This is a genomic window from Collimonas sp. (genome assembly GCF_035566555.1).
Lineage (GTDB): Bacteria > Pseudomonadota > Gammaproteobacteria > Burkholderiales > Burkholderiaceae_D > Collimonas.
Genome location: NZ_DATMRB010000034.1, coordinates 1 through 21731, shown reverse-complemented (window position 1 = coordinate 21731; position 21731 = coordinate 1). Strand labels below are relative to the sequence as shown.

General features: G+C 59.6%; 25 protein-coding genes and 1 tRNA gene. 21 read left to right on the top strand and 5 right to left on the bottom strand.

The window, feature by feature from the left end:
• The first annotated feature begins 44 nt into the window (after nucleotides 1-44).
• The gene (locus VNZ65_RS05160) at nucleotides 45-1070 is read left to right on the top strand and encodes a fimbrial protein (RefSeq protein ID WP_325666736.1); all 1026 of its coding nucleotides are present in this window, start codon (nucleotides 45-47) and stop codon (nucleotides 1068-1070) included.
• 27 nt (nucleotides 1071-1097) lie between these two features.
• Here the strand turns inward: VNZ65_RS05160 and VNZ65_RS05155 are convergent, their stop codons facing one another.
• The gene (locus VNZ65_RS05155) at nucleotides 1098-2033 is read right to left on the bottom strand and encodes a methylglyoxal synthase (protein WP_325666734.1); all 936 of its coding nucleotides are present in this window, start codon (nucleotides 2031-2033) and stop codon (nucleotides 1098-1100) included.
• Between the two features lie 129 nt (nucleotides 2034-2162).
• Here VNZ65_RS05155 and greB point away from each other — a divergent pair, with 129 nt between their 5' ends.
• Nucleotides 2163-2717 (top strand): transcription elongation factor GreB, encoded by a 555-nt coding sequence (greB, locus tag VNZ65_RS05150; RefSeq protein WP_325666799.1) that lies wholly within the window; start codon nucleotides 2163-2165, stop codon nucleotides 2715-2717.
• A gap of 110 nt (nucleotides 2718-2827) precedes the next feature.
• On the opposite strand, the gene VNZ65_RS05145 is transcribed toward greB, so the two are convergent.
• The 4 genes from VNZ65_RS05145 to VNZ65_RS05130 all read right to left on the bottom strand — a co-directional run bounded on the left by VNZ65_RS05145 (nucleotide 2828) and on the right by VNZ65_RS05130 (nucleotide 6250).
• Complete coding sequence (locus VNZ65_RS05145) at nucleotides 2828-3520, bottom strand: glutathione binding-like protein (RefSeq protein WP_325666731.1); 693 nt, start codon at nucleotides 3518-3520, stop codon at nucleotides 2828-2830.
• A 56-nt stretch (nucleotides 3521-3576) separates the two neighbouring features.
• Nucleotides 3577-4767 carry a pyridoxal phosphate-dependent aminotransferase gene (locus VNZ65_RS05140; protein WP_325666729.1) on the bottom strand — a complete coding sequence of 397 codons (1191 nt, stop codon included), beginning with the start codon at nucleotides 4765-4767 and terminating at the stop codon, nucleotides 3577-3579.
• Nucleotides 4768-4876: 109 nt separating this feature from the next.
• A complete protein-coding gene (locus VNZ65_RS05135; protein ID WP_325666727.1) occupies nucleotides 4877-5350 on the bottom strand; it encodes a putative toxin-antitoxin system toxin component, PIN family in 474 nt (157 codons plus the stop codon).
• Between the two features lie 42 nt (nucleotides 5351-5392).
• On the bottom strand, nucleotides 5393-6250 hold the full coding sequence (locus tag VNZ65_RS05130) for a DJ-1/PfpI family protein (RefSeq protein ID WP_325666725.1): 858 nt from the start codon (nucleotides 6248-6250) through the stop codon (nucleotides 5393-5395).
• Nucleotides 6251-6384: 134 nt separating this feature from the next.
• On the opposite strand from VNZ65_RS05130, the gene VNZ65_RS05125 reads away from it, so the two are divergent.
• The 19 genes from VNZ65_RS05125 to VNZ65_RS05035 all read left to right on the top strand — a co-directional run.
• Nucleotides 6385-6894: a GNAT family N-acetyltransferase gene (locus VNZ65_RS05125; protein WP_325666723.1), complete on the top strand. Its 510-nt coding sequence runs from the start codon at nucleotides 6385-6387 to the stop codon at nucleotides 6892-6894.
• 104 nt (nucleotides 6895-6998) lie between these two features.
• Nucleotides 6999-7250: a transcriptional regulator gene (locus VNZ65_RS05120; protein ID WP_325666721.1), complete on the top strand. Its 252-nt coding sequence runs from the start codon at nucleotides 6999-7001 to the stop codon at nucleotides 7248-7250.
• Nucleotides 7251-7324: 74 nt separating this feature from the next.
• Nucleotides 7325-8101, top strand: coding sequence for a peroxide stress protein YaaA (yaaA, locus tag VNZ65_RS05115; RefSeq protein WP_325666719.1), 777 nt, complete (start codon nucleotides 7325-7327; stop codon nucleotides 8099-8101).
• 48 nt (nucleotides 8102-8149) lie between these two features.
• Nucleotides 8150-9145 (top strand): threo-3-hydroxy-L-aspartate ammonia-lyase, encoded by a 996-nt coding sequence (locus VNZ65_RS05110; RefSeq protein WP_325666717.1) that lies wholly within the window; start codon nucleotides 8150-8152, stop codon nucleotides 9143-9145.
• Between the two features lie 169 nt (nucleotides 9146-9314).
• Nucleotides 9315-10067, top strand: a complete 753-nt coding sequence (gene tpiA, locus VNZ65_RS05105) for a triose-phosphate isomerase (RefSeq protein WP_325666715.1) — start codon at nucleotides 9315-9317, stop codon at nucleotides 10065-10067.
• 68 nt (nucleotides 10068-10135) lie between these two features.
• Nucleotides 10136-10591, top strand: a complete 456-nt coding sequence (gene secG / locus VNZ65_RS05100; RefSeq protein WP_325666713.1) for a preprotein translocase subunit SecG — start codon at nucleotides 10136-10138, stop codon at nucleotides 10589-10591.
• A gap of 151 nt (nucleotides 10592-10742) precedes the next feature.
• A tRNA-Leu gene (locus tag VNZ65_RS05095) sits at nucleotides 10743-10827 on the top strand.
• Between the two features lie 146 nt (nucleotides 10828-10973).
• Nucleotides 10974-11333: an NADH-quinone oxidoreductase subunit A gene (locus VNZ65_RS05090; RefSeq protein ID WP_061946053.1), complete on the top strand. Its 360-nt coding sequence runs from the start codon at nucleotides 10974-10976 to the stop codon at nucleotides 11331-11333.
• 3 nt (nucleotides 11334-11336) lie between these two features.
• On the top strand, nucleotides 11337-11813 hold the full coding sequence (locus VNZ65_RS05085) for a NuoB/complex I 20 kDa subunit family protein (protein ID WP_014005578.1): 477 nt from the start codon (nucleotides 11337-11339) through the stop codon (nucleotides 11811-11813).
• A gap of 9 nt (nucleotides 11814-11822) precedes the next feature.
• Entirely contained in the window at nucleotides 11823-12419 is a 597-nt protein-coding gene (locus VNZ65_RS05080; protein ID WP_325666710.1) for an NADH-quinone oxidoreductase subunit C, read from the top strand.
• Entirely contained in the window at nucleotides 12419-13672 is a 1254-nt protein-coding gene (locus VNZ65_RS05075; RefSeq protein WP_061539686.1) for an NADH-quinone oxidoreductase subunit D, read from the top strand. The genes VNZ65_RS05080 and VNZ65_RS05075 overlap by 1 nt, the downstream gene beginning before the upstream one ends.
• A gap of 113 nt (nucleotides 13673-13785) precedes the next feature.
• Nucleotides 13786-14265 (top strand): NADH-quinone oxidoreductase subunit NuoE, encoded by a 480-nt coding sequence (gene nuoE / locus VNZ65_RS05070; RefSeq protein WP_061939701.1) that lies wholly within the window; start codon nucleotides 13786-13788, stop codon nucleotides 14263-14265.
• Entirely contained in the window at nucleotides 14262-15557 is a 1296-nt protein-coding gene (gene nuoF / locus VNZ65_RS05065) for an NADH-quinone oxidoreductase subunit NuoF (RefSeq protein WP_325666706.1), read from the top strand. Before nuoE ends, nuoF begins: the two co-directional genes overlap by 4 nt.
• A 146-nt stretch (nucleotides 15558-15703) precedes the next feature.
• Entirely contained in the window at nucleotides 15704-18055 is a 2352-nt protein-coding gene (nuoG, locus tag VNZ65_RS05060) for an NADH-quinone oxidoreductase subunit NuoG (protein WP_325666704.1), read from the top strand.
• On the top strand, nucleotides 18055-19122 hold the full coding sequence (nuoH, locus tag VNZ65_RS05055; RefSeq protein WP_061946056.1) for an NADH-quinone oxidoreductase subunit NuoH: 1068 nt from the start codon (nucleotides 18055-18057) through the stop codon (nucleotides 19120-19122). The genes nuoG and nuoH overlap by 1 nt, the downstream gene beginning before the upstream one ends.
• Before the next feature lie 17 nt (nucleotides 19123-19139).
• Nucleotides 19140-19628 carry an NADH-quinone oxidoreductase subunit NuoI gene (gene nuoI / locus VNZ65_RS05050; RefSeq protein ID WP_014005585.1) on the top strand — a complete coding sequence of 163 codons (489 nt, stop codon included), beginning with the start codon at nucleotides 19140-19142 and terminating at the stop codon, nucleotides 19626-19628.
• A gap of 161 nt (nucleotides 19629-19789) precedes the next feature.
• Nucleotides 19790-20455, top strand: coding sequence for an NADH-quinone oxidoreductase subunit J (locus VNZ65_RS05045; protein WP_325666702.1), 666 nt, complete (start codon nucleotides 19790-19792; stop codon nucleotides 20453-20455).
• A 12-nt stretch (nucleotides 20456-20467) separates the two neighbouring features.
• Entirely contained in the window at nucleotides 20468-20776 is a 309-nt protein-coding gene (gene nuoK, locus VNZ65_RS05040; protein WP_061939707.1) for an NADH-quinone oxidoreductase subunit NuoK, read from the top strand.
• A gap of 82 nt (nucleotides 20777-20858) precedes the next feature.
• On the top strand, nucleotides 20859-21731 hold an 873-nt coding region (locus tag VNZ65_RS05035), incomplete at its 3' end, for a proton-conducting transporter membrane subunit (protein ID WP_325666699.1).

Below are 21731 nucleotides of genomic sequence, written 5' to 3'. Positions count from 1 at the left end.
GTTGGCTGGCAACCCGGACTGAAGCCCGGAAAACGAGGAATGGCATGAAGAGAACTCAGGTTGCGACAGACAAGATCAACGGCGCGCTGGCATGGCTGGTGGCGCTCGGGTTGCTGGTCTTGCTGTCCCTATTTTTTGTCGGCGATGCGCAGGCTGCTTGCGTACGGCCGGCCGGCGCTACCGAAAAAATCATCCAGATGGATATGGGCACGGTGGTGATTCCGAACACTGCCGCCATCGGCGCAGTATTTGCCACCAAGAGCTTTCCGATCCCGATTTCGGGGGCTTCCGAAACCGCCTGGAACTGCAACGGCGGCGGCACAGCCACCGGCAGCATGCTGCAGGGAACTGCAGTGGCGGGCATGCCGAATGTCTACACCACTGCCGTGACCGGGGTCGGCATTCGCCTGTCGCGCCAGATTACCGGCATCGGCCAGACGTTTTACCCGCACGTGCTGAGCTGGTCCGTTTCCACCACGGTGGCTTTTTACAGTCCTTCCTTCTTCACGGTTGAACTGGTCAAGATCGCCACCAAGACCGGTAATGGCCCGCTGGCGGCTGGCACCTACACCACCTACGTCGGCAACGGCGACGGCAAATCCGCCATCACGTCGATCTTGTCGGGCAACGGCATCACCATCATCACACCGTCATGCACGGTCGATACCGGTTCGCAGAACGTGGTGGTGAATTTTGGCTCGATCTCGCGGGGCAGCTTCAAGGGCGTCGGCTCGACTGCCGGCGACCGTCCCTTCAACATCAAGCTCAATTGCCAGCGCGGCGAGAATGCCCAGAACACCATCCTGCTGAACATGCAGGCGACCGCGGATCTGTCGCGCAGTCCTGGGGTGACGCAAGTGACGCAGGGGACGGGCGTGGCGACCGGGGTCGGTATCCAGATCCTGGACAAGAACAGCCAGCCGGTGGTGTTCGGCACGGCAGCCACGGTCGGTCCGTCGGCCGACATCCAGTACGTGGTGCCGTACACGGCGCGCTACTACCAGACCGCACCCAATATCACCACCGGACCGGCCAACGGCACCGCGACTTTCACGATCGAATATCAATAGCGGCAAACGCCGCTCTCTGGCCAGCGATCAGGGCTTGGCCAGGGCGGCGCGTTGCTGCAGCAGGCTGAGCCAGCGCTCGCCGCATTCGGCGTCGCTGATGCATAGCGCATAGTCGGTGACGGTGCGGGCGGCGCGCTCCAGCAGCTGGATATCGGCTTCATGCTGGCGCGCCACATGCGGGTCTTCCAGGAACAGCACGCGCCGGCATTGCTGGCGGTCGAGGATCAGTTCGGCGATCTGGGCGTCGCCGCCGAGCGGGCCGCTGAGAAAGGGCCTGACCCAGTTACGGCCGGCTTCTTCCCCTTTGATTTTCTGCGCCAGCTGATTGAGCAGGCTGCCGGTGGTGCCGGTGGCGCAGCGGAAGGCGAACTGGTCGAGCAGAGCGAAATGGCGCTCCGCGATAGCCAGCATGCGCTCTTTCATGGCGTCGTGGGCGATCAGGGCGATGCCTTCCTGCGCCAGGTTGAAAGTCGGGTCGAGCAGCGGATTCGGCGCGGCGCCGGCCGCCATCGCTTCCAGTTCCAGCCATTCCAGCGCACCGGCCAGGGTCGACAGGAAAGGCTTGCCATGGATTACGCATTGCCGTTTCAAGGCCACCGCTTCCGGGAAAGTCGAGGAAGGATCGACCGGATCCATCAGGTAGATCACAGCGTCCAGGGTGCGTGCCGGATCGGCGTCCACCACCCGCGACACCAGTTTCATCAGGCCGCCATGGCGGCCGTAGGGGAAACGTTCAATATGGGGATAGCCTGGCAACAAATCCAGCTGCTGCATGGCGTCCAGGGTGCGTCCTACTACGATCAGTTGCGGCTGCAGGTGCTGTTCGATGATCTGGCGGCTGCCGTTCAGCAAGCGCGCCAACGCCGATTCCTGGCCGTGCTGGTGACTGCGGCTGGTGGCAAGGCCGATGCGGAACGGCGCAGCGGAATCCGAGGGAGCAGGGTGGGAGGAAGTGGCAGGCATAGGGCGGGATAATGAATCAGCACGGGCAACATTGCACCAGCCTGACTTTACCATACCGCCATGATGGCGATGCCCGGGTTTTGGGCAAAAATCGTCTGCCTGTGCACAATTGGAACTACAATGTCTGCCATGAACAAGGCATTTGTAAAAGAATCAGAAGGCGATGACGACGATCTGGAATTCGGATTGCCGCCGATCCCGCCTGGCACAAAAAACTACATGACGCCGGCCGGCTATCAGCGCATGAAAGACGAGCTGCTGCGCCTGATCGACGTCGACCGGCCGGAGGTGGTGAAGATCGTTTCCTGGGCAGCTTCCAATGGCGACCGTTCGGAAAACGGCGATTACATTTATGGCAAGCGGCGGCTGCGCGAAATCGACCGCCGCATCCGCTTCCTCACCAAACGGCTCGACCTGGCCGAGGTGGTAAACCCCAGCGTCCACCACGGCCGCGACCAGGTGTTCTTTGGCGCCACGGTGAGTTATCAGAATTCCGCCGGCGAGGAACATACGGTGACCATTGTCGGCATCGACGAACTGGATCCCCTGCATGGGAAGATCAGCTGGATTTCACCGGTCGCGCGCGCCCTGACCAAGGCGCATGAAGGGGAAACCGTCACCTTCATGACGCCGGCCGGCTTGGATGAGCTGGAAATACTCGAAGTCAGCTACCCGCAACCGTAGGGTGGGCACCTCGTGCCCACGCGTGACCGTAATAGCCGGAGAGCGAGCTCAAGCAGCGTCGAAACAGGGCATCTGCGTGTGAATTAACGCGTGGGCACGAGGTTCCCACCCTACCGTTTCTGGTACTGCTGGCTGCCGAACAGGATATCCCGCGCCTTGTCGTCGGTCAGCGCCTTGCGCTGCGACGCCAGCACTTCGACGCCGCGCTTGACCGCCGGCCGTTCGCTGATGGTGTTGAACCAGGCTTGCAGGTGAGGAAAGTCGCTCAGTTCGATACCCTGGTTTTTCCACGAACGGATCCACGGGAAGGTGGCGATATCGGCGATGGTGTATTCATTGCCGGCCAAATACCGATGCTGCGACAACTGCTTGTCGATCACGCCATAGAGGCGCTTGGCTTCGTTAGTGTAGCGGTTGACGGCGTACTCGATCTTTTCCGGCGCATAGATGCGGAAGTGGTGGGCTTGCCCCAGCATCGGTCCGACGCCGCCCATCTGGAACATCAGCCACTGCAGGGTATTGAATTTCTCGCGCTCGCTATTGCCTAAAAAACGCCCGCTCTTGCCGGCCAGGTAGATCAGAATCGCGCCCGATTCAAACAATGAGATCGGTTTGCCGTCCGGACCGTCGGCATCGACGATGGCAGGGATTTTATTGTTGGGTGAAATCGACAGGAAATCCGGCTTGAACTGGTCGCCGGCGCCGATATCGACGGCGTGCGCGCGATATGGCAAGCCGAGTTCTTCCAGCATGATATGAATCTTGTGTCCGTTCGGCGTGGCCCAGCTATAGACGTCGATCATGATGATTTCCTTTTGTTATGTTGTGAGTGAGGGCTTTCAAGACGAGCCGGTCTGGCTCAGATCCTGGCCAGCCGTTCCAGCGCCAGCTGCAAGGTCTGGTCCTGTTTTGCAAAGCAGAAGCGGACGATGCCCGATTCGCGCGGCGACTGGTAGAAGGCCGAAACAGGGATGGCGGCAACGCCGATTTCCGCGGTCAGCCAGATGGCGAAATCGGCTTCGCTCAGCGACGAAATGGCTGAATAGTCGACGCAGAGGAAATAGGTGCCGTCCGCCGGCAGCAGCTTGAAGCGGGTGTTTTTCAGACCGGCGCGGAACAGGTCGCGCTTGCGCTGATAGAAAGCCGGCAGCTCCAGGTAGGGCGCCGGATTCTGCATGTACTGGGCGATGCCATGCTGGACCGGGGTGTTGACGGTGAAGATATTGTATTGATGGACTTTGCGGAATTCCGCCGACAGCGCCGCCGGCGCTGCCACATAGCCGATTTTCCAGCCGGTGACGTGATAGGTCTTGCCGAAGCTGGAGACGACGAAGGCGCGCTCGGCCAGTTCCGGATGACGGCACACCGATTCATGGCGGGCGCCGTCGAACACCATGTGCTCATACACTTCGTCCGACAGGATCAGGATATCGGTGCCGCGCACGATGTCTTTCAGCGCTTCGATATCGGCCAGGCTCAGCACGCTGCCGGTCGGATTGTGCGGCGAATTGATCATGATCATGCGGGTGCGCGCGGTCACCGCGGCGGCTATCTGCGGCCACGGGATGCTGTAGCCGTCCGCGCCCACCACCATCTGCACCAGCACCGGCTTGCCGCCTGCCAGCTCGATGGCTGGCACATAGCTGTCATAGGCCGGCTCGATCACGATCACTTCGTCGCCGGGATGGACCGCGCACATGATCGCGGTCAGCAAGCCCTGGGTGGCGCCGGCGGTGACCGTGATGTCGCTGGCGGCATCGTAGCGGTAGCCATAGATGGTTTCTATCTTGCCGGCGATGGCCTGGCGCAGGGCCGGTACGCCGGGCATGGGCGGATACTGGTTGAAGCCGCTTTTCATGGCGCCGCTGACGGCGTCCACCAAAGCCGGGTCGCAATCGAAATCCGGGAAACCCTGGCCAAGGTTGACCGCCGATTTTTCGCTGGCCAGGGTCGACATCACCGTGAAAATGGTGGTGCCGACGCGTGGCAGTTTGGAGGTGAGCTGGCGGCTTGCTGCCTGGTTGTTGCTATCGATCGAATCGCGTTTCATCTGCTGTTTGTCTGTGCTTATGTCTGGATCCCGCATTTTAGCGTTTTGTCGCAGACTGCACAGCGCCGCTCCAAATTGCCGTTCGGGCAATAAGGCGGCCTGATCCGAGCTAGGGAGCGGCCGGCGCCCAGGCCTGCGGCGGAATGATGGCGAACAGCCCGATCTTGGCCGTCTTGCGCGCCAGTTTCAGCAGCGCTTTGTCCTTGGTGATCAAGGTGGCGGCTTGGGCGCCCAGCGCCAGCTCCAGGAACTTCTGGTCGTCGCGGTCGGTGCACAGCGGCAGGCGGATGTCGGTGCGCGGCGCCAGCGCTTCCGGCGCCAGGCAGGTGATCAGGGCGTCATAGGCGGCGTTGAAGCCGGGACGGGTTTCGTCGCTGATCGGCAAATGGCTGTAATGCAGAACCATCTGCCACTCCTGGCGGCAATCGGCGCGCGTCACCGCTTCCACGGTGCCGCTTTGCAAGGCATCCATCAAGCCTTGCCAGCGCGGGTCGCGAAACACGAACAGGTCGAGGCAGACATTGGTGTCGATGACTATGCGTGGTCGCGGCGCTGGAACGGGTGTCGGTAAATCTGTTTGCATGCGGGTTTCCATCAATCGATTGCGCGCATTTTACCCCGCGCGCTACCGTCCGGAGCCGCTTTCCAGCAAATCGGCGAAGGTCTTGGCAAACAGATGGACGTCGCCGGGCCAGCGGGCCGAGACATAATTGCCGTCCGTGACCACGAACGCCGGCCGGCTGTCGCTGGCGCTGTCGCGGAACAGGCCGCTGCTTTTGCGAAAGAAATCCGACGCCGCCGGACTGGCATCGAGGAAGTCGCCCGGCTGGGCCAGGGCGCGGCTGACCTCGGCCTGCACGCTGCGGTAACCGGCCGCCTCGCCGCCTTGTTCGCCATAGGTGCGGTAGTAGGCCGGATCCCAGAAGCGGCCGCAAAATCTCATCAGCTTCCAGGCGCTCTGTTCCAGCTTCCAGGTCAGCGCCGTGGTCTTGCGTCCGTACAGCGCCGATTTGCCGCTGCGCGGCGAGCGGCTGCGGGCGGCCAGTACGACGCCGTGGCAGATCGCGGCCACTGGTTTGCCGCTGTCGAAAAAGGCGCCGACGAAATCCTGCAACGGCTGGCTTTCCAGGTAGGCCAGCATGCCGCGTGCACGGTGGCCGCCCGGCAGCAGCAGGCCGTCGTAGTTGGCCGGCTGCAGTTCGGCATAGCTGAGCGGCGCTTGAAACGCGTGATCGCTTTGCAGTGCTGCGTAGTCGGCGCGCGCGGCGCCATTTGCACGCAGCGCCAGGCCCAGCAGCTTCACTTTCTTGAGCAGCGGGATCCATCCCCACAAGTCCAGGCCCTCGCCCGACAGCATCAGCGGATCGGCGGCGGCGGCCCGGCCGTCCGGCGTAGCGAACAGCACGCGATGTCCGCGCGCTGTCAAGATGCGCCACGAGACTGCCACTTCGCTGGGGTCGAAATCCAGATTGGGGATTGGCATCAGAACGGTTCGCGGGTGCGCGCTCATTGCTGGCTCTTGGAGTAAGTGAGGGGATGTCTGGCTAGACAAATAGGGACCCTTTGCATATGCTCCCATGCTACAGCCAAATATCCACCCAAGGGAAAACCATCGCGATGAAAATTCTAGAAACAGAACGTTTGATCTTGCGCACCTTGAACGGCGACGATGCCGAGTTTTACCTGCGGCTGGTGACTCAGCCGGCCTGGCTGCGGTTTATCGGCGACCGCGGCATCCGCACGGTGGAGGCGGCACAGGCTGCGATCCTGAGCGGCCCGGTAGTAGCGCAGCAGCGCGACGGCTTCAGCTTCTATATGACGGAACTGAAAGAGGGCGGGCTGCCGGTCGGTATTTGCGGCCTGATCAAGCGCGAAACGCTGGACGATGTCGATATCGGCTACGCTTTCCTGCCGGAGTTCTGGGGTAAAGGCTATGCCTACGAAGCCGCTTCTGCTGTGCTGAAGCATGCCAACGTTACATGCGGCCTGCAACGGGTGGTGGCCATTACCTCGCCGGATAATCATGCCTCGATCAAACTGCTGGAGAAGATGGGTTTGCGCTTTGAAAAAGTGCTGAAGCTGAAGGACGATGGTTCCGAGACCAAGCTGTTTGCCTATCAATTCTGATGGCGCCGGATTGATATTGATAATCCAATAACCCTGGCGGGATATCTGTGCTGCGCCTGGCTGTGCTAAGGTGAGAATCCGATGACGATACTTCAGGAGGCATCATGAAGCTGATCGAACCAGATGAAAAAAGCGATTTCCACGCAGTCTTGCAGGCGCAGCATCTGGCGGCCGCCGACTTCGAGCTGCATGAGACAGACACCACCGATCCCAAGACCGACGAGGTCCTGGGGCTGACCGGTTTTGTGACAGTCAGCAGAAAATCCAGCGGACGAAAAAAACAGTATCCGATCGGCGACGGCTCCACCTGGGTGGCCGAATTCGAGCGCGATCTGCTGCAGGGCGCTTTCGGCTGAGGCGCCGCCAGCAATGTTGGCATTGTTTCGGTATCATGCTGGACATTCTTCTGTTTTTCTTTTGGATCTCCACAATGCTGATAGTCTTGTCGCCCGCAAAATCCCTCGATTACAGCACCCCCAGCAAGACAGCAACCCACACCACCCCCGACTTCATCGATCATTCCGCCGAGCTGATCAGCGTCCTGCAGCAGCTGTCGCCGGACCAGATCGGCAGCATGATGAAAATTTCCGATCCGCTGGCCCAGCTCAATACCGCGCGCTTCGCCTCGTGGTCGAAGCAATTCACCGCCGCCAATTCGAAGCAGGCCATCATGGCGTTCAACGGCGACGTCTACGAAGGCCTGGACGCCGCATCCCTGAATACCTCCCAGCTGAACTATGCGCAGAGCCGCATCCGCATCTTGTCTGGCCTGTACGGCGTGCTGCGGCCGCTGGACCGGATGCAGCCCTATCGGCTGGAAATGGGCACCAGCCTGGCCAACCCGCGCGGCAAGAACTTGTACGCATTCTGGGGCGATACCGTGACCCAGGCGCTCAACCGCCAGATCAGCCAGCAAAAGGCCCGCACGCTGGTCAACCTGGCGTCGGAGGAGTATTTCAAGGTGGTGCGGCCGGCGGTGCTGGATGCAGGCATCGTGACGCCGGTGTTCGAGGACTGGAAGAACGGCAAATACAAGATCATTTCGTTCTACGCCAAGCGCGCGCGCGGCCTGATGGCGCGCTACGCCGCGCTCAATAAGATCACCGATGCCGAAAAGCTGAAGGCCTTCGATCTCGGCGGCTATCAATACATTCCGCAGGATTCCGACGGCGGCCGCTGGATGTTCCGGCGCCGTCTGGCAGAGTGAAAACAGGCACCTGGCGTGCATCGCAGGGTCACATGTAAAGGATGAAAAATGGCTGCCATTGAACTTGCTGGACTTGCTGTCACTTACGACGATATTGCGGCTGCGGCCAAACGCCTGGAGGGCATCGCCTACAAGACGCCGGTGCTGACTTCGAGCCAGGCCGATAACCACGCGGATGCCAGCATTTTTTTCAAGTGTGAAAATTTCCAGCGGGTCGGCGCCTTCAAGTTCCGCGGCGCCTATAACGCCATCAGCTGCCTCAGCGAAGAACAGAAGCAGCAAGGCGTAGTGGCTTTTTCCTCCGGCAATCATGCCCAGGGCATAGCGCTGGCGGCGCGCATGCTGGGCGTGCATGCCACCATCGTCATGCCGAGCAATGCGCCGGCAATGAAGCTGGCGGCAACCCGCGAATACGGCGCCGAAATCATTTTGTACGACCGCGAGCGCGAAGACCGCGAAGTGATCGCCGCGCGCCTGTCGGCGGAGCGCGGCTGCGCCGTGATTCCAGCCTATGACCATCGCGACGTGATCGCCGGGCAGGGCACTGCCGCCAAAGAATTGTTCGATGCCGTCGGGCCGCTCGATTACTTGTTTGTCTGCACCGGCGGCGGTGGTTTGCTGTCCGGCTGCGCCATCGCTGCGGCGCACCTGTCGCCGGATTGCATCGTGTACGGGGTTGAGCCGGAAGCTGGAAACGATGCGCAGCAATCTTTGCGAAGCGGCAAGATTGTCCATATCCCGGTGCCCGACACCATCGCCGACGGTGCTCAGACGCAGCATATCGGCGAGCTGGTCTTGCCTATCCTGCAAGCCTACGTAAAAGACATCCTGACCGTCAGCGACGACCAGTTGCGTACGCAAATGCGCTTCTTTGCCGAGCGCATGAAGATCGTGGTTGAGCCGGCGGGCTGCCTGGCCGCCGCCGCCGTGATGCACAAGGCAATTGAATTCGCCGGGGCGAAAGTAGGGGTGATCGTGAGCGGCGGCAATGTCGATATGGAACTTTTCTCGCGTTCTGTTGCCGATGCGAAAGTGTTTTCCTGATGCTGTTGGTCTGATTTGTTGCTGAAAAGCAATCCATGGAAAGCGGCTTGCGCTGCAATGCGGTGCTGGACGAGTGGGTTTCAATCGGTAAACATTTCTTGCCGGTTTGACCGCTTTCCCCCCGGCGCGTTAGAATGCCGGGTTATTGAAAACCTGGGCCTTGCCAAATATGCGTCGTCAACTTGTAGCGGGTAACTGGAAAATGAACGGCAGTCTGGTTGCCAACGCTGCTTTGCTGGCGGAAATCAAGGCTGGCATGGCGTCCGCGGCTTGCGATATGGCCCTGTGCGTGCCGGCGCCTTACCTTGCGCAATGTCAGGCTGAACTTGCCGGAACGGCAATCGCATTGGGCAGCCAGGATGTGTCGGCCCATGCGGCAGGCGCGTATACTGGTGAAGTCGCGGTCAGCATGTTGCAGGATTTTGCATGCCGCTACGCCATCGTCGGTCATTCCGAGCGCCGCGCTTATCATGGCGAGACTGATGAAGCGGTGGCGCAAAAGGCTTTGCGCGCCGTGCAGGCAGGCGTGACGCCTATCGTCTGCGTCGGCGAAACCTTGAGCGAGCGCGAGGCTGGCCAGACCGATGCGGTGGTTGGCCGCCAGTTGCAGGCGGTACTGGATGTGCTGGATGCGGCGCAGGTAAGCAAGATCGTGGTGGCCTACGAGCCGGTATGGGCCATCGGCACAGGCAAGACAGCCACGCCGCAAATGGCGCAAGATGTGCACCTGGCCTTGCGCGCCAAGCTGGCCGAGAAAAATTCCGCAGCGGCGGTGGAGGTAAAGATTTTATATGGCGGCAGCATGAAGCCGGACAATGCTGTCGAACTGCTGGCCATGCCGGACATCGATGGCGGCCTGATTGGCGGCGCGGCCTTGAAGGCAGCCGATTTTCTGGCGATTGCAGCCGCCGCCCGACAGTAACGAATTTTGTGCGCAATAATCCGGTTCTAGTAAAAAATAAAGCATCAACTCTCCTTGGAAGTCATTAAATGAACACAGTATTCAATATCATTGTCATCGTTCAGGTGTTGTCGGCGTTGACGATTATCGGCCTGGTGCTGCTGCAGCATGGCAAGGGCGCCGATATGGGCGCCGCTTTCGGCTCCGGCGCTTCCGGCAGTCTGTTCGGCGCCACTGGTTCTTCGAATTTCCTGTCGAAGTCGACCGGCGCCGCAGCGGCGCTGTTCTTCTGCGCCACCCTGGCTCTGGTATATCTGGGCAATCACCGTTCGGTCGCTACCGGCGGCGTGATGGATAACCTGCCGGCGGCTACCGTGCCTGCAGCACCTGCTGCATCTGCTCCGGCAGCGGCGGCAGATGCAGCGATTCCAGGAACTTCGACGCCTGCAGTTGCGGCTCCGGCTGCTTCCGGCTCGGCCAGCGCGGCCGCTTCGGTACCTGCGCCAGCGACCGGCAGTGCCCAGTCGAGCCAGATTCCGAAGTAAGAAAATACGCAAAAGAGAGTAGGATTTGCCGCGTTGCGGCGAAATCCTCTCCCTGCAGTAAATTAGTAGCTGTTCTAGAGTGAAATTGCTGACTTTTAATCCGATTGTGCATTGAACAAAAGTAGTAAATCAGGTTAAAATACGCGCTTATGCCGACGTGGTGAAACTGGTAGACACGCTATCTTGAGGGGGTAGTGGCGAAAGCTGTGCGAGTTCGAGTCTCGCCGTCGGCACCAAAGAATACGAGGCCAGCAACGGTTGCCCCTGCGCTGGCTTTTTGTCGAGGAACTTGTAGTGTGGTTTGCTGGATTGGGGGCGTCAGGTCTGATACATCAGATCCGCAAATCATTCTGCTAATCGTTTGAACTACTGGCGCATAATCGTGAACCTCGAAAATTACTTTCCCGTCCTGCTATTTATTCTGATCGGTATCGCGGTAGGTGTAGCACCGCAATTGCTGGGTCGGATTCTTGGGCCGCATCGGCCTGATTCCCAAAAAACATCTCCTTACGAATGCGGCTTTGAAGCATTCGAAGATGCGCGCATGAAGTTCGATGTGCGTTACTACCTTGTCGCCATTTTGTTCATTTTGTTCGATCTGGAAACCGCTTTTTTCTTCCCGTGGGGGGTTGCCATGCGCGACCTCGGATGGCAGGGCTTTGTCACGATGATGGTGTTTATCGCCGAATTCGCGGTGGGCTTCTGGTACATCTGGAAACGCGGCGCTCTGGATTGGGAGTAAGTCATGTCTATTGAAGGCGTATTGAACGAAGGCTTTGTCACCACTACTGCTGACAAGCTGATCAACTGGACCCGTACCGGCTCGCTGTGGCCGATGACATTCGGTCTGGCCTGCTGTGCCGTCGAGATGATGCATGCCGGCGCCTCGCGCTACGACATGGACCGTTTTGGTGTAATCTTCCGTCCGTCGCCACGTCAGTCCGACGTCATGATCGTGGCCGGCACACTGTGCAACAAGATGGCGCCGGCCCTGCGCAAGGTGTACGACCAGATGCCGGAACCGCGCTGGGTGATTTCGATGGGTTCCTGCGCCAACGGCGGCGGCTACTATCATTACTCGTATTCGGTGGTGCGCGGCTGCGACCGCATCGTGCCGGTGGACATCTATGTCCCGGGCTGCCCGCCGACTGCTGAAGCACTGTTGTACGGCATCATCCAGTTGCAAAACAAGATTCGCCGCACCAATACGATTGCGCGCTAAGAGAGCACCATGACGACCAAACTGGAAACCCTGGAAGCCGCCGTGCGCAATGCGCTTGGCGACGACCTGCAAAGCCTGACCGTGGCCTTCGGCGAGATCACCATCATCGTCAAGGCTGCCAACTACCTGTCGGCGATGCGCGTCCTGCGCGATCACGCCGATACCCGTTTTGAAGAGCTGATCGACCTCTGCGGCGTCGATTATTCGACCTACGGCGACGGCGCCTGGGATGGCGCGCGCTTTGCCGCGGTGTCCCATCTGCTGTCGATCGAGCACAACTGGCGCCTGCGGGTGCGGGTGTTCGCGCCGGACGATGAGATGCCGGTGCTGGCTTCGGTGACCGATATCTGGGCTTCGGCCAACTGGTACGAGCGCGAAGCATTCGACTTCTTCGGCATCCTGTTCGAAGGCCACAACGACTTGCGCCGCATCCTGACCGACTACGGCTTCATCGGCCATCCGTTCCGCAAGGACTTCCCGGTCTCGGGCTATGTCGAGATGCGCTACGACGCCGAGCAGAAGCGCGTAATTTATCAACCCGTAACGATCGATCCGCGCGAAATCACGCCGCGGGTGATTCGTGAAGAACACTACGGGATCAAATAATGGCAGAAATCAAGAACTACACGCTGAACTTCGGCCCGCAGCATCCGGCCGCACACGGCGTTTTGCGCCTGGTGCTGGAACTGGACGGTGAAGTGATCCAGCGTGCCGACCCGCATATCGGCCTGCTGCACCGCGGCACCGAAAAGCTGGCGGAACAGAAGACCTACCTGCAATCCGTACCGTACATGGACCGCCTCGACTACGTGTCGATGATGTGCAACGAGCACGGCTACGTGATGGCGATCGAGCGCCTGCTGGGCCTGGAAGTGCCGCTGCGCGCCCAGTACATCCGCGTCATGTTCGATGAAATCACGCGTCTGCTGAACCACCTGATGTGGATCGGCGCGCATGCGCTGGACGTCGGTGCGATGGCGGTGCTGCTGTATGCATTCCGCGAACGCGAAGACCTGATGGATTGCTACGAAGCCGTTTCCGGCGCCCGTATGCACGCGGCTTACTACCGTCCGGGCGGCGTCTACCGCGACCTGCCGGACACCATGCCGCAGCACAAGGCATCGCTGGTGCGTAATGCCAAGGCGATCAGCGCGCTCAATGAAAACCGCCAGGGTTCCCTGCTGGATTTCATCGAAGACTTCACCGTGCGTTTCCCGAAATACGTCGACGAATACGAAACCCTGCTGACCGATAACCGCATCTGGAAACAGCGCCTGGTCGGCATCGGCGTGGTGTCGCCAGAGCGCGCCAAGGCGATGGGCTTTACCGGCGCCATGCTGCGCGGTTCCGGCGTCGAGTGGGATCTGCGCAAGAAGCAGCCATACGAAGTGTACGACTTGCTGGACTTCGATATCCCGGTCGGCAAGAACGGCGACTGCTATGACCGTTACCTGGTGCGCGTGGAAGAAATGCGCCAGTCCAACCGGATCATCAAGCAATGCGTAGAATGGCTGCGCAATAACAGCGGTCCGGTGATGACCACCAACCACAAGGTTGCGCCGTCGTCGCGGGTCGACATGAAATCGAACATGGAGGAGCTGATCCATCACTTCAAGCTGTTCACTGAAGGTTTCCATGTGCCGCCGGGCGAAGCGTATGCCGCGGTCGAACATCCGAAGGGCGAGTTCGGCGTCTACATCGTTTCCGATGGCGCCAACAAGCCTTACCGTCTGAAGATCCGTGCACCTGGCTTCCCGCATCTGCAAGGATTGAACGAAATGGCCAAGGGCCACATGATCGCCGATGCCGTCACCATCATCGGTACGCAAGACATCGTTTTCGGTGAAATCGACCGCTAGTCTGATTAGTCAGTTGAGGTCAGAGTAAATCGCCACGCTACGGTGGCTCCTAAACTCTGTCCCCAATTTGTTAAATACTACCGCGCAACATACCGCGCACGAATGGCCAACACATGTTGTTAAGTCAAGATACATACAAAAAGATCGATCGCGAAGTCGCGAAATTCCCCGCCGACCAGAAACAGTCGGCGGTGATGGCCGCGCTGGCGATCGCGCAAGACGAAAAGGGCTGGCTGGCGCCGGAAACCATGCAGGATGTCGCAGACTACCTGGGCATGCCGGCGATCGCGGTGCAGGAAGTCGCGACCTTTTACAATATGTACAACACCAAGCCGGTCGGCAAGCACAAGATCAGCATCTGCACTAACTTGCCGTGCCAGTTGTCCGGCGGCGAGCGCGCCGCAGAGCATCTGAAGCACAAGCTCGGCATCGGTTTCCGCGAAACCACGGCCGACGGCCAGTTCACGCTGGTGGAAGGCGAGTGCATGGGCGCTTGCGGCGATGCGCCGGTGCTGCTGGTGAATAACAAACGCATGTGTAGCTGGATGTCGAACGAGAAGATTGACGGCTTGATCGAGGAACTGAAAAAATGACCAGCCTGCACAATCGTCACATCAATCCGCTGATCCTGGCTGACCTGGACGGCAACAACTGGCACTACGCCGATTACGTCAAGCGCGGCGGCTATACCGCCCTCAAGCGCATCCTGTCTGAAAAAATCACGCCGGAACAAGTCATCGCAGAACTGAAAGCCGGTTCGCTGCGCGGCCGCGGCGGCGCCGGTTTCCCGACCGGCCTGAAGTGGAGCTTCATGCCACGCCAGTTCCCAGGCCAGAAGTACCTGGTCTGCAATACCGACGAAGGCGAGCCGGGCACATTCAAAGACCGCGACATCATCCGCTACAACCCGCATTCGCTGATCGAAGGCATGGCCATCGGCGCTTACGCCATGGGCATCACGGTCGGCTACAACTACATCCACGGTGAAATCTGGTCCGGCTACGAGCGCTTTGAAGAAGCGCTGGAAGAGGCGCGCGCCGCCGGCGCCCTGGGCGACAAGATCTTCGGCAGCGAATTCAATTTCCAGCTGCACGCATTCCACGGCTACGGCGCTTACATCTGCGGCGAAGAAACCGCCTTGCTGGAATCGCTGGAAGGCAAGAAGGGCCAGCCGCGTTTCAAGCCGCCTTTCCCTGCCAGCTTCGGCCTGTACGGCAAGCCGACCACCATCAACAACACCGAGACTTTCGCCGCGGTGCCTTTCCTGCTCAACATGGGCGGCGAAGCCTATGCAGCACTGGGCAAGCCGAACAACGGCGGCACCAAGATCTTCTCGATCTCGGGCGACGTCGAACGGCCGGGCAATTATGAAGTGCCGCTCGGCACGCCGTTCGCCAAGCTGATGGAACTGGCCGGCGGCATGCGTGGCGGCAAGAAGATCAAGGCCGTGATCCCAGGCGGTTCGTCCGCGCCGGTGATCAAGGGCGACGTCATGATGGACACCGACCTCGATTACGATTCGATCGCCAAGGCCGGCTCGATGCTGGGTTCGGGCGCCGTGATCGTGATGGACGAGACGCGCTGCATGGTGAAATCGCTGCTGCGCCTGTCCTACTTCTATTTTGAAGAATCCTGCGGCCAGTGCACGCCATGCCGCGAAGGCACGGGCTGGCTGTACCGCCTGGTGCATCGCATCGAAACCGGCCACGGCCGTCCGGAAGACATGGATCTGCTGGATACGGTAGCGGGCAACATCATGGGCCGCACCATCTGTGCGCTCGGCGATGCGGCAGCGATGCCGGTGCGCGGCTTCCTCAAGAATTATCGCGAAGAATTTGAATATCACATCGAGCATAAGCATTGCTTGGTGCCTAGTTATCAATAATTGTGGGACAGAGTTTAAGAGCCACCGAAGCGTGGCGAATTACTCTGTCTCCCAACTGACTAGATAAGACGGTCGAATAGCAAAGAAAAGTAGCAGGACAGATTTGTCCTCAACTAATCAAAACATAGGCAAGAAAAGCAAAAGCCATGGTTGAAATCGAAATAGACGGCAAGAAAGTGGAAGTCCAAGAGGGCAGCATGGTAATGGATGCTGCCAACAAGATTGGCACCTACATTCCTCATTTCTGCTATCACAAAAAACTCTCCATCGCGGCCAACTGCCGCATGTGCCTGGTCGAGGTGGAAAAAGCACCGAAGGCCCTGCCGGCCTGCGCCACGCCGGTGACCGCCGGCATGATCGTGCGCACCGCCAGCGACAAGGCGACTACCGCGCAAAAGAGCGTGATGGAATTCCTGCTGATCAATCACCCGCTGGATTGCCCGATCTGCGATCAGGGCGGCGAGTGCCAGCTGCAGGACTTGGCGGTCGGCTACGGCAAATCGTCTTCCCGCTACGAAGAAGAAAAGCGTGTCGTGGCGCCGAAAGACGCCGGTCCGCTGATCTCCATGCAGGAAATGAGCCGTTGCATCCAGTGCACCCGCTGCGTCCGCTTCGGCCAGGAAATCGCCGGCGTGATGGAGTTCGGCATGGTTGGCCGCGGTGAACATTCCGAAATCACGACTTTCGTCGGCAAGACCGTCAATTCCGAATTGTCCGGCAACATGATCGATCTGTGCCCGGTCGGCGCGCTGACCTCGAAGCCGTTCCGCTACAGCGCCCGTACCTGGGAATTGTCGCGCCGCAAATCGGTCAGCCCGCATGATGGCCTGGGCGCCAACCTGGTGGTGCAAGTCAAATCCGGCAAGGTAATGCGCGTACTGCCGCTGGAAAACAACGATGTCAACGAATGCTGGCTGTCGGACAAGGACCGCTTCGCCTATGAAGGCTTGAACAGCGCCGAACGTCTGACCAAGCCGATGCTCAAGCAAGACGGCAAGTGGCAGGAAGTCGAATGGCAAACCGCGCTGGAATACGTAGCGCACGGCTTGCGCAACATCCGCCACGAACATGGCGCCGATGCGATTGCTGCCGTCGGCACGCCGTATTCGACTCTGGAAGAATTGTCGCTGCTGCAAAAAGTGGTGCGCGGCCTGGGTTCCGAAAACATCGATTTCCGCCTGCGCCAGTCCGACTTCGCGCTGGACGGCAAGGTCACGCCATGGCTGGGCATGTCGATCAATGAATTCGCACAGCTGAACCGTGCCTTCATCATCGGCTCCTTCTTCCGCAAGGATCATCCTTTGCTGTCGGCCCGCATGCGTTTGAGCGTCAAGCGCGGCGCCAAGCTGAGCATCCTGCACGCCACCGATGACGACCTGCTGATGCCGGTCGCCAACAAGATCATCGCCGCACCGTCAGCCTGGCTGGCGGCGCTGGGCCAGGTCGCTGTCGCCGTGGCGCAAGCCAAGAGCGTGGCGGCGCCGGCCGGTTTCGAGAATATCGAACCGTCGGCTGAAGCCAAGCAGACCGCGGCCAGCCTGTTGTCGGGCGACGCCAAGGCTGTATTGCTCGGCAACGCAGCAGCGCAGCACCCGCAAGCATCGCAATTGCACGCCGTGGCGCAATGGATCGCGCAGCAGACCGATGCCAAGTTCGGCTACCTGACTGAAGCCGGCAACACTGTCGGCGGCTATTGGGCTAACGCTTTGCCCGCACCGGGCAAGGGCCGCAACGCGCAACAGATTTTCGCGCAGCCGCACAAAGCTTATGTGCTGCTGAATGCTGAACCGGAGCTGGACAGCTTCGATCCGCAAGTCGCAGTCGCTGCATTGAAGCAAGCTGAGATGGTGGTCACACTGTCCGCTTACAAGCATGGCGCCGATTACGCCGACGTGCTGCTGCCGATCGCACCGTTCACCGAAACTTCCGGCACCTTCGTCAACTGCGAAGGCCGTGCCCAAAGCTTCAACGGCACGGTGCGTCCGGCCGGCGATGCCCGTCCTGCCTGGAAGGTCTTGCGCGTGCTCGGCAACCTGCTGGGCCTGCCTGGTTTCGACTATGACACTTCGGAAGCGATCCGCGATGAAGTGCTGGGCACCGGCGAAGTCGCCGCTGCCAAGCTGGCATCCGGTTTGAACAATATCAGCGACCTGCAGCCGCAAGCTGCCGCCCAAGCCGCCAATGGCGCGCTGGACGCATTTGAACGCATCGCCGACGTGCCTATCTATTTTGGCGACGCTGTAGTCCGGCGCGCAGCTTCGTTGCAGGAAACCATCGACGGCCAGGCGCCGCAAGCATGGTTGCCGGCAGCGCTGGCGGCCAAGCTGGGCATCGCCGGCGGCGAGCGCGTGACTGTGAAACAAGGGCAGGGTAGTGCTTCGCTGCTGGCAGCGATTGACGCCTCCTTGCCGGAAAATGTGGTGCGGGTAGCCGCTTCGCATGTCTCGACCGCAGCCTTGGGCGCGATGTTTGGTTCTATCGTAGTGGAGAAAGCATGATGGATCATTTCATCGCCGCCATCAACGCCACCGGCGCCGACGTTCTCGGCGGCCTCTGGCCCCTGGTCTGGAACCTGATCAAGATCATCGTCGTGCTGGTGCCGCTACTGCTGTGCGTGGCTTACATGACTTACTGGGAACGCAAGCTGATCGGCTGGATGCATATCCGCGTCGGTCCTAACCGCGTCGGTCCGGCAGGCCTGCTGCAACCGATCGCCGACGCCGTCAAGCTGCTGCTGAAAGAAGTCACGGTGCCGACGCGCGCCAACAAGGTCCTGTTCTTCATCGCACCGATCATGACCATCATGCCGGCCCTGGCGGCCTGGGCGGTGGTGCCGTTCGGTCCGGAAACCGTGCTGGCCAATGTTAACGCTGGCCTGCTGTTCGTGATGGCGATCACTTCGATGGAAGTCTACGGCGTGATCATCGCTGGCTGGGCTTCCAACTCCAAGTACGCTTTCCTCGGCGCGATGCGTGCATCGGCGCAGATGGTGTCCTACGAAATCTCGATGGGCTTCGCGCTGGTGATCGTGCTGATGGTGTCCGGCAGCCTGAACCTGATCGATATTGTCAATGCCCAGAGCAAGGGCTATTTCTTCGATCACGGCGTCGGCTTCCTGTCCTGGAACTGGTTGTCGCTGCTGCCTGTGTTCCTGATCTATTTCATCTCCGGCATTGCCGAAACCAATCGTCACCCGTTCGACGTGGTGGAAGGCGAATCGGAAATCGTGGCCGGCCACATGATCGAGTACTCGGGCATGTCGTTCGCGATGTTCTTCCTGGCTGAATACGCCAACATGATCCTGGTGTCGATCCTGACAGCGCTGCTGTTCATGGGCGGCTGGGCCTCGCCGCTGGCGATGCTGGACTGGATTCCAGGCTGGATCTGGCTCGGCGCGAAGACCTTCTTCATGCTGTCGGTGTTCATCTGGGTGCGTGCCTCGTTCCCGCGTTATCGCTATGACCAGATCATGCGTCTGGGCTGGAAAGTATTCATTCCCCTGATCCTCGTGTATCTGGTGATCGTCGCAGCCTGGATTCAAAGTCCATGGAATATCTGGAAGTAATGGAAGGTATAGAGTAAATGGAAGCCATCAAGGATTTTTTCGGCAGTCTGATGCTGCTGGAGCTGCTCAAGGGATTGCGCCTGACCGGGCGCTACCTGTTTGCACGCAAGATTACGGTACTGTTCCCGGAAGAGAAGACGCCGCAGTCGCCGCGTTTCCGTGGCCTGCACGCGCTGCGCCGCTACCCGAACGGCGAAGAGCGCTGCATCGCCTGCAAACTGTGCGAAGCGGTTTGCCCGGCAATGGCGATCACGATCGAATCGGAACAGCGCGCCGACGGTTCGCGCCGCACCACGCGCTACGACATCGATCTGACCAAATGCATTTTCTGCGGTTTCTGCGAAGAGTCTTGCCCGGTCGATTCGATCGTCGAGACCCACATCCTGGAATACCACGGTGAGAAGCGCGGCGATCTGTACTACACCAAGGAAATGCTGCTAGCGGTGGGCGATCGTTACGAACCTGAAATTGCTGCGGCACGCGCAGCGGATGCTGCATATCGGTAATGACTAGGCGTCATCCCCGCGGACGCGGGCACCAAGGTGGGGAATCCATGTTGCGGTAGGTCGGTAAAATGGATTCCCGCGTGCGCGGGAATGACGTTGTTAGTTAGTAAGGGTTGCTCTAGTAATTGATGAAGTTTTTTTAGCCGACTTTCTGGGCCATTATGGAATTTAAGACCTTTCTTTTTTACGCGTTTTCGGTGGTGCTGGTGCTGGCCGCCTTGCGCGTTATCACCGCCCGCAATCCGGTGCACTCCGCGCTGTTCCTGGTGCTGGCGTTCTTTTCCGCAGCGGGCATCTGGATGCTGCTCAAGGCCGAATTCCTTTCGATCGTGCTGGTGCTGGTGTATGTCGGCGCCGTGATGGTGCTGTTCCTGTTCGTGGTGATGATGCTGGATGTCAATCTCGAGAAAATGCGAGAGGGATTCTGGGGTTACTTCCCGCTTGGCGCCACGGTCGGCACCGTCATCGTGCTGGAAATGGCCGGCGTGATTTTCCACGGCTTCCAGGGCGGCGATGCAGATGTGCCGGCGATCTCCGCCAACATCGGCAACACCAAGGAATTGGGCAAGCTGATCTACACCGAATACGTGTACGCCTTTGAAATCGCCGCCGTGATCCTGCTGGTGGCGATCGTGGCTGCGGTTGCGCTGACCCTGCGCCGCCGCAAGGACAGCAAGTATTTCGCGCCTTCGGCAGCAGTCAAGGTCAAGAGCACCGACCGCGTGCGCATCGTCAAGATGAAATCGGAAGCCAAGATGGATCCGATCGCGCCGGCAGTGCCTGTTGCCCCGGCCACTCCGGCTGCGCCGCCAGCCCCAACAAAATAACAAGGACGCAACATGGTACTTTCGCTTGCTCACTACCTGATCCTCGGCGCGATCCTGTTCTCGATCGGCATCGTCGGCATTTTTCTGAACCGCAAGAACCTCATCGTATTGCTGATGGCAATCGAATTGATGCTGCTGGCGGTGAACATGAACTTCATCGCCTTTTCGTATTACCTGGGTGATGCGGCAGGGCAGATTTTCGTTTTCTTCATCCTTACTGTAGCAGCCGCTGAAGCGGCGATCGGCTTGGCCATTCTGGTGGCGTTGTTCCGTAACCTGGACACCATCAACGTGGAAGATCTGGATAGCCTTAAGGGCTAAGACGTTTGCCCGGCCGGCTGACGCTGGCGGGGCAGGTGAAGAATACGCAGACAATAAATAACGAATAAAGATAAGGTTCATCATGGCGGGGCAACTTAACCCACAATTACTTCTTGCCGTACCGTTGGCACCCCTGGCTGGTGCTGCGATCGCGGGCTTATTCGGTACCAAATTCTTCGGCAATCTGGTCGGTCGCAAGACCTCGCACACGGTGACGATCCTGGGCGTGCTGATCGCCCTGATCATTTCCGTGCAGACCTTGCTGGCGGTGATCGACGGCGCCACGTTCAACGGCACCTTGTACACCTGGATGACGGTTGGCGGCATCAAGCTGGAAGTCGGCTTCCTGGTCGACAGCCTGACCGCGATGATGATGTGCGTGGTGACCTTTGTCTCGCTCATGGTGCACATCTACACCATCGGCTACATGAAGGACGACGAAGGCTATAACCGCTTCTTCTCCTACATCTCCTTGTTCACCTTCTCGATGCTGATGCTGGTCATGAGCAACAACTTCCTGCAGCTGTTCTTCGGCTGGGAAGCGGTGGGTCTGGTGTCTTATCTGCTGATCGGTTTCTGGTACACCCGTCCGACAGCGATTTTCGCCAACATGAAGGCCTTCCTGGTCAACCGCGTCGGCGACTTCGGCTTCATCCTGGGCATCGGTTTGCTGCTGGCGTATTCAGGCTCCATGAACTACACCGAAGTATTCGCGCAAAAGGGCATGCTGGCGCAGCTGACCCTGCCGGGCAGCGACTGGATGCTGCTGACCGTGGCCTGTATCTGCCTGTTCATCGGCGCCATGGGTAAATCGGCGCAATTTCCGCTGCACGTCTGGCTGCCGGATTCGATGGAGGGGCCGACCCCGATTTCCGCACTGATCCACGCGGCGACCATGGTGACTGCCGGTATCTTCATGGTGACTCGCATGTCGCCGCTGTTCGAGCTGTCCGAT

Excerpts from the sequence above, each read along its gene's own strand:
- VNZ65_RS05160 (WP_325666736.1), top strand. The coding sequence starts at position 45 with ATGAAGAGAACTCAGGTTGCGACAGACAAGATCAACGGCGCGCTGGCA.
- VNZ65_RS05155 (WP_325666734.1), bottom strand. The coding sequence starts at position 2,033 with ATGCCTGCCACTTCCTCCCACCCTGCTCCCTCGGATTCCGCTGCGCCG.
- greB (WP_325666799.1), top strand. The coding sequence starts at position 2,163 with ATGAACAAGGCATTTGTAAAAGAATCAGAAGGCGATGACGACGATCTG.
- VNZ65_RS05145 (WP_325666731.1), bottom strand. The coding sequence starts at position 3,520 with ATGATCGACGTCTATAGCTGGGCCACGCCGAACGGACACAAGATTCAT.
- VNZ65_RS05140 (WP_325666729.1), bottom strand. The coding sequence starts at position 4,767 with ATGAAACGCGATTCGATCGATAGCAACAACCAGGCAGCAAGCCGCCAG.
- VNZ65_RS05135 (WP_325666727.1), bottom strand. The coding sequence starts at position 5,350 with ATGCAAACAGATTTACCGACACCCGTTCCAGCGCCGCGACCACGCATA.
- VNZ65_RS05130 (WP_325666725.1), bottom strand. The coding sequence starts at position 6,250 with ATGCCAATCCCCAATCTGGATTTCGACCCCAGCGAAGTGGCAGTCTCG.
- VNZ65_RS05125 (WP_325666723.1), top strand. The coding sequence starts at position 6,385 with ATGAAAATTCTAGAAACAGAACGTTTGATCTTGCGCACCTTGAACGGC.
- VNZ65_RS05120 (WP_325666721.1), top strand. The coding sequence starts at position 6,999 with ATGAAGCTGATCGAACCAGATGAAAAAAGCGATTTCCACGCAGTCTTG.
- yaaA (WP_325666719.1), top strand. The coding sequence starts at position 7,325 with ATGCTGATAGTCTTGTCGCCCGCAAAATCCCTCGATTACAGCACCCCC.
- VNZ65_RS05110 (WP_325666717.1), top strand. The coding sequence starts at position 8,150 with ATGGCTGCCATTGAACTTGCTGGACTTGCTGTCACTTACGACGATATT.
- tpiA (WP_325666715.1), top strand. The coding sequence starts at position 9,315 with ATGCGTCGTCAACTTGTAGCGGGTAACTGGAAAATGAACGGCAGTCTG.
- secG (WP_325666713.1), top strand. The coding sequence starts at position 10,136 with ATGAACACAGTATTCAATATCATTGTCATCGTTCAGGTGTTGTCGGCG.
- VNZ65_RS05085 (WP_014005578.1), top strand. The coding sequence starts at position 11,337 with ATGTCTATTGAAGGCGTATTGAACGAAGGCTTTGTCACCACTACTGCT.
- VNZ65_RS05080 (WP_325666710.1), top strand. The coding sequence starts at position 11,823 with ATGACGACCAAACTGGAAACCCTGGAAGCCGCCGTGCGCAATGCGCTT.
- VNZ65_RS05075 (WP_061539686.1), top strand. The coding sequence starts at position 12,419 with ATGGCAGAAATCAAGAACTACACGCTGAACTTCGGCCCGCAGCATCCG.
- nuoE (WP_061939701.1), top strand. The coding sequence starts at position 13,786 with ATGTTGTTAAGTCAAGATACATACAAAAAGATCGATCGCGAAGTCGCG.
- nuoF (WP_325666706.1), top strand. The coding sequence starts at position 14,262 with ATGACCAGCCTGCACAATCGTCACATCAATCCGCTGATCCTGGCTGAC.
- nuoG (WP_325666704.1), top strand. The coding sequence starts at position 15,704 with ATGGTTGAAATCGAAATAGACGGCAAGAAAGTGGAAGTCCAAGAGGGC.
- nuoH (WP_061946056.1), top strand. The coding sequence starts at position 18,055 with ATGGATCATTTCATCGCCGCCATCAACGCCACCGGCGCCGACGTTCTC.
- nuoI (WP_014005585.1), top strand. The coding sequence starts at position 19,140 with ATGGAAGCCATCAAGGATTTTTTCGGCAGTCTGATGCTGCTGGAGCTG.
- VNZ65_RS05045 (WP_325666702.1), top strand. The coding sequence starts at position 19,790 with ATGGAATTTAAGACCTTTCTTTTTTACGCGTTTTCGGTGGTGCTGGTG.
- nuoK (WP_061939707.1), top strand. The coding sequence starts at position 20,468 with ATGGTACTTTCGCTTGCTCACTACCTGATCCTCGGCGCGATCCTGTTC.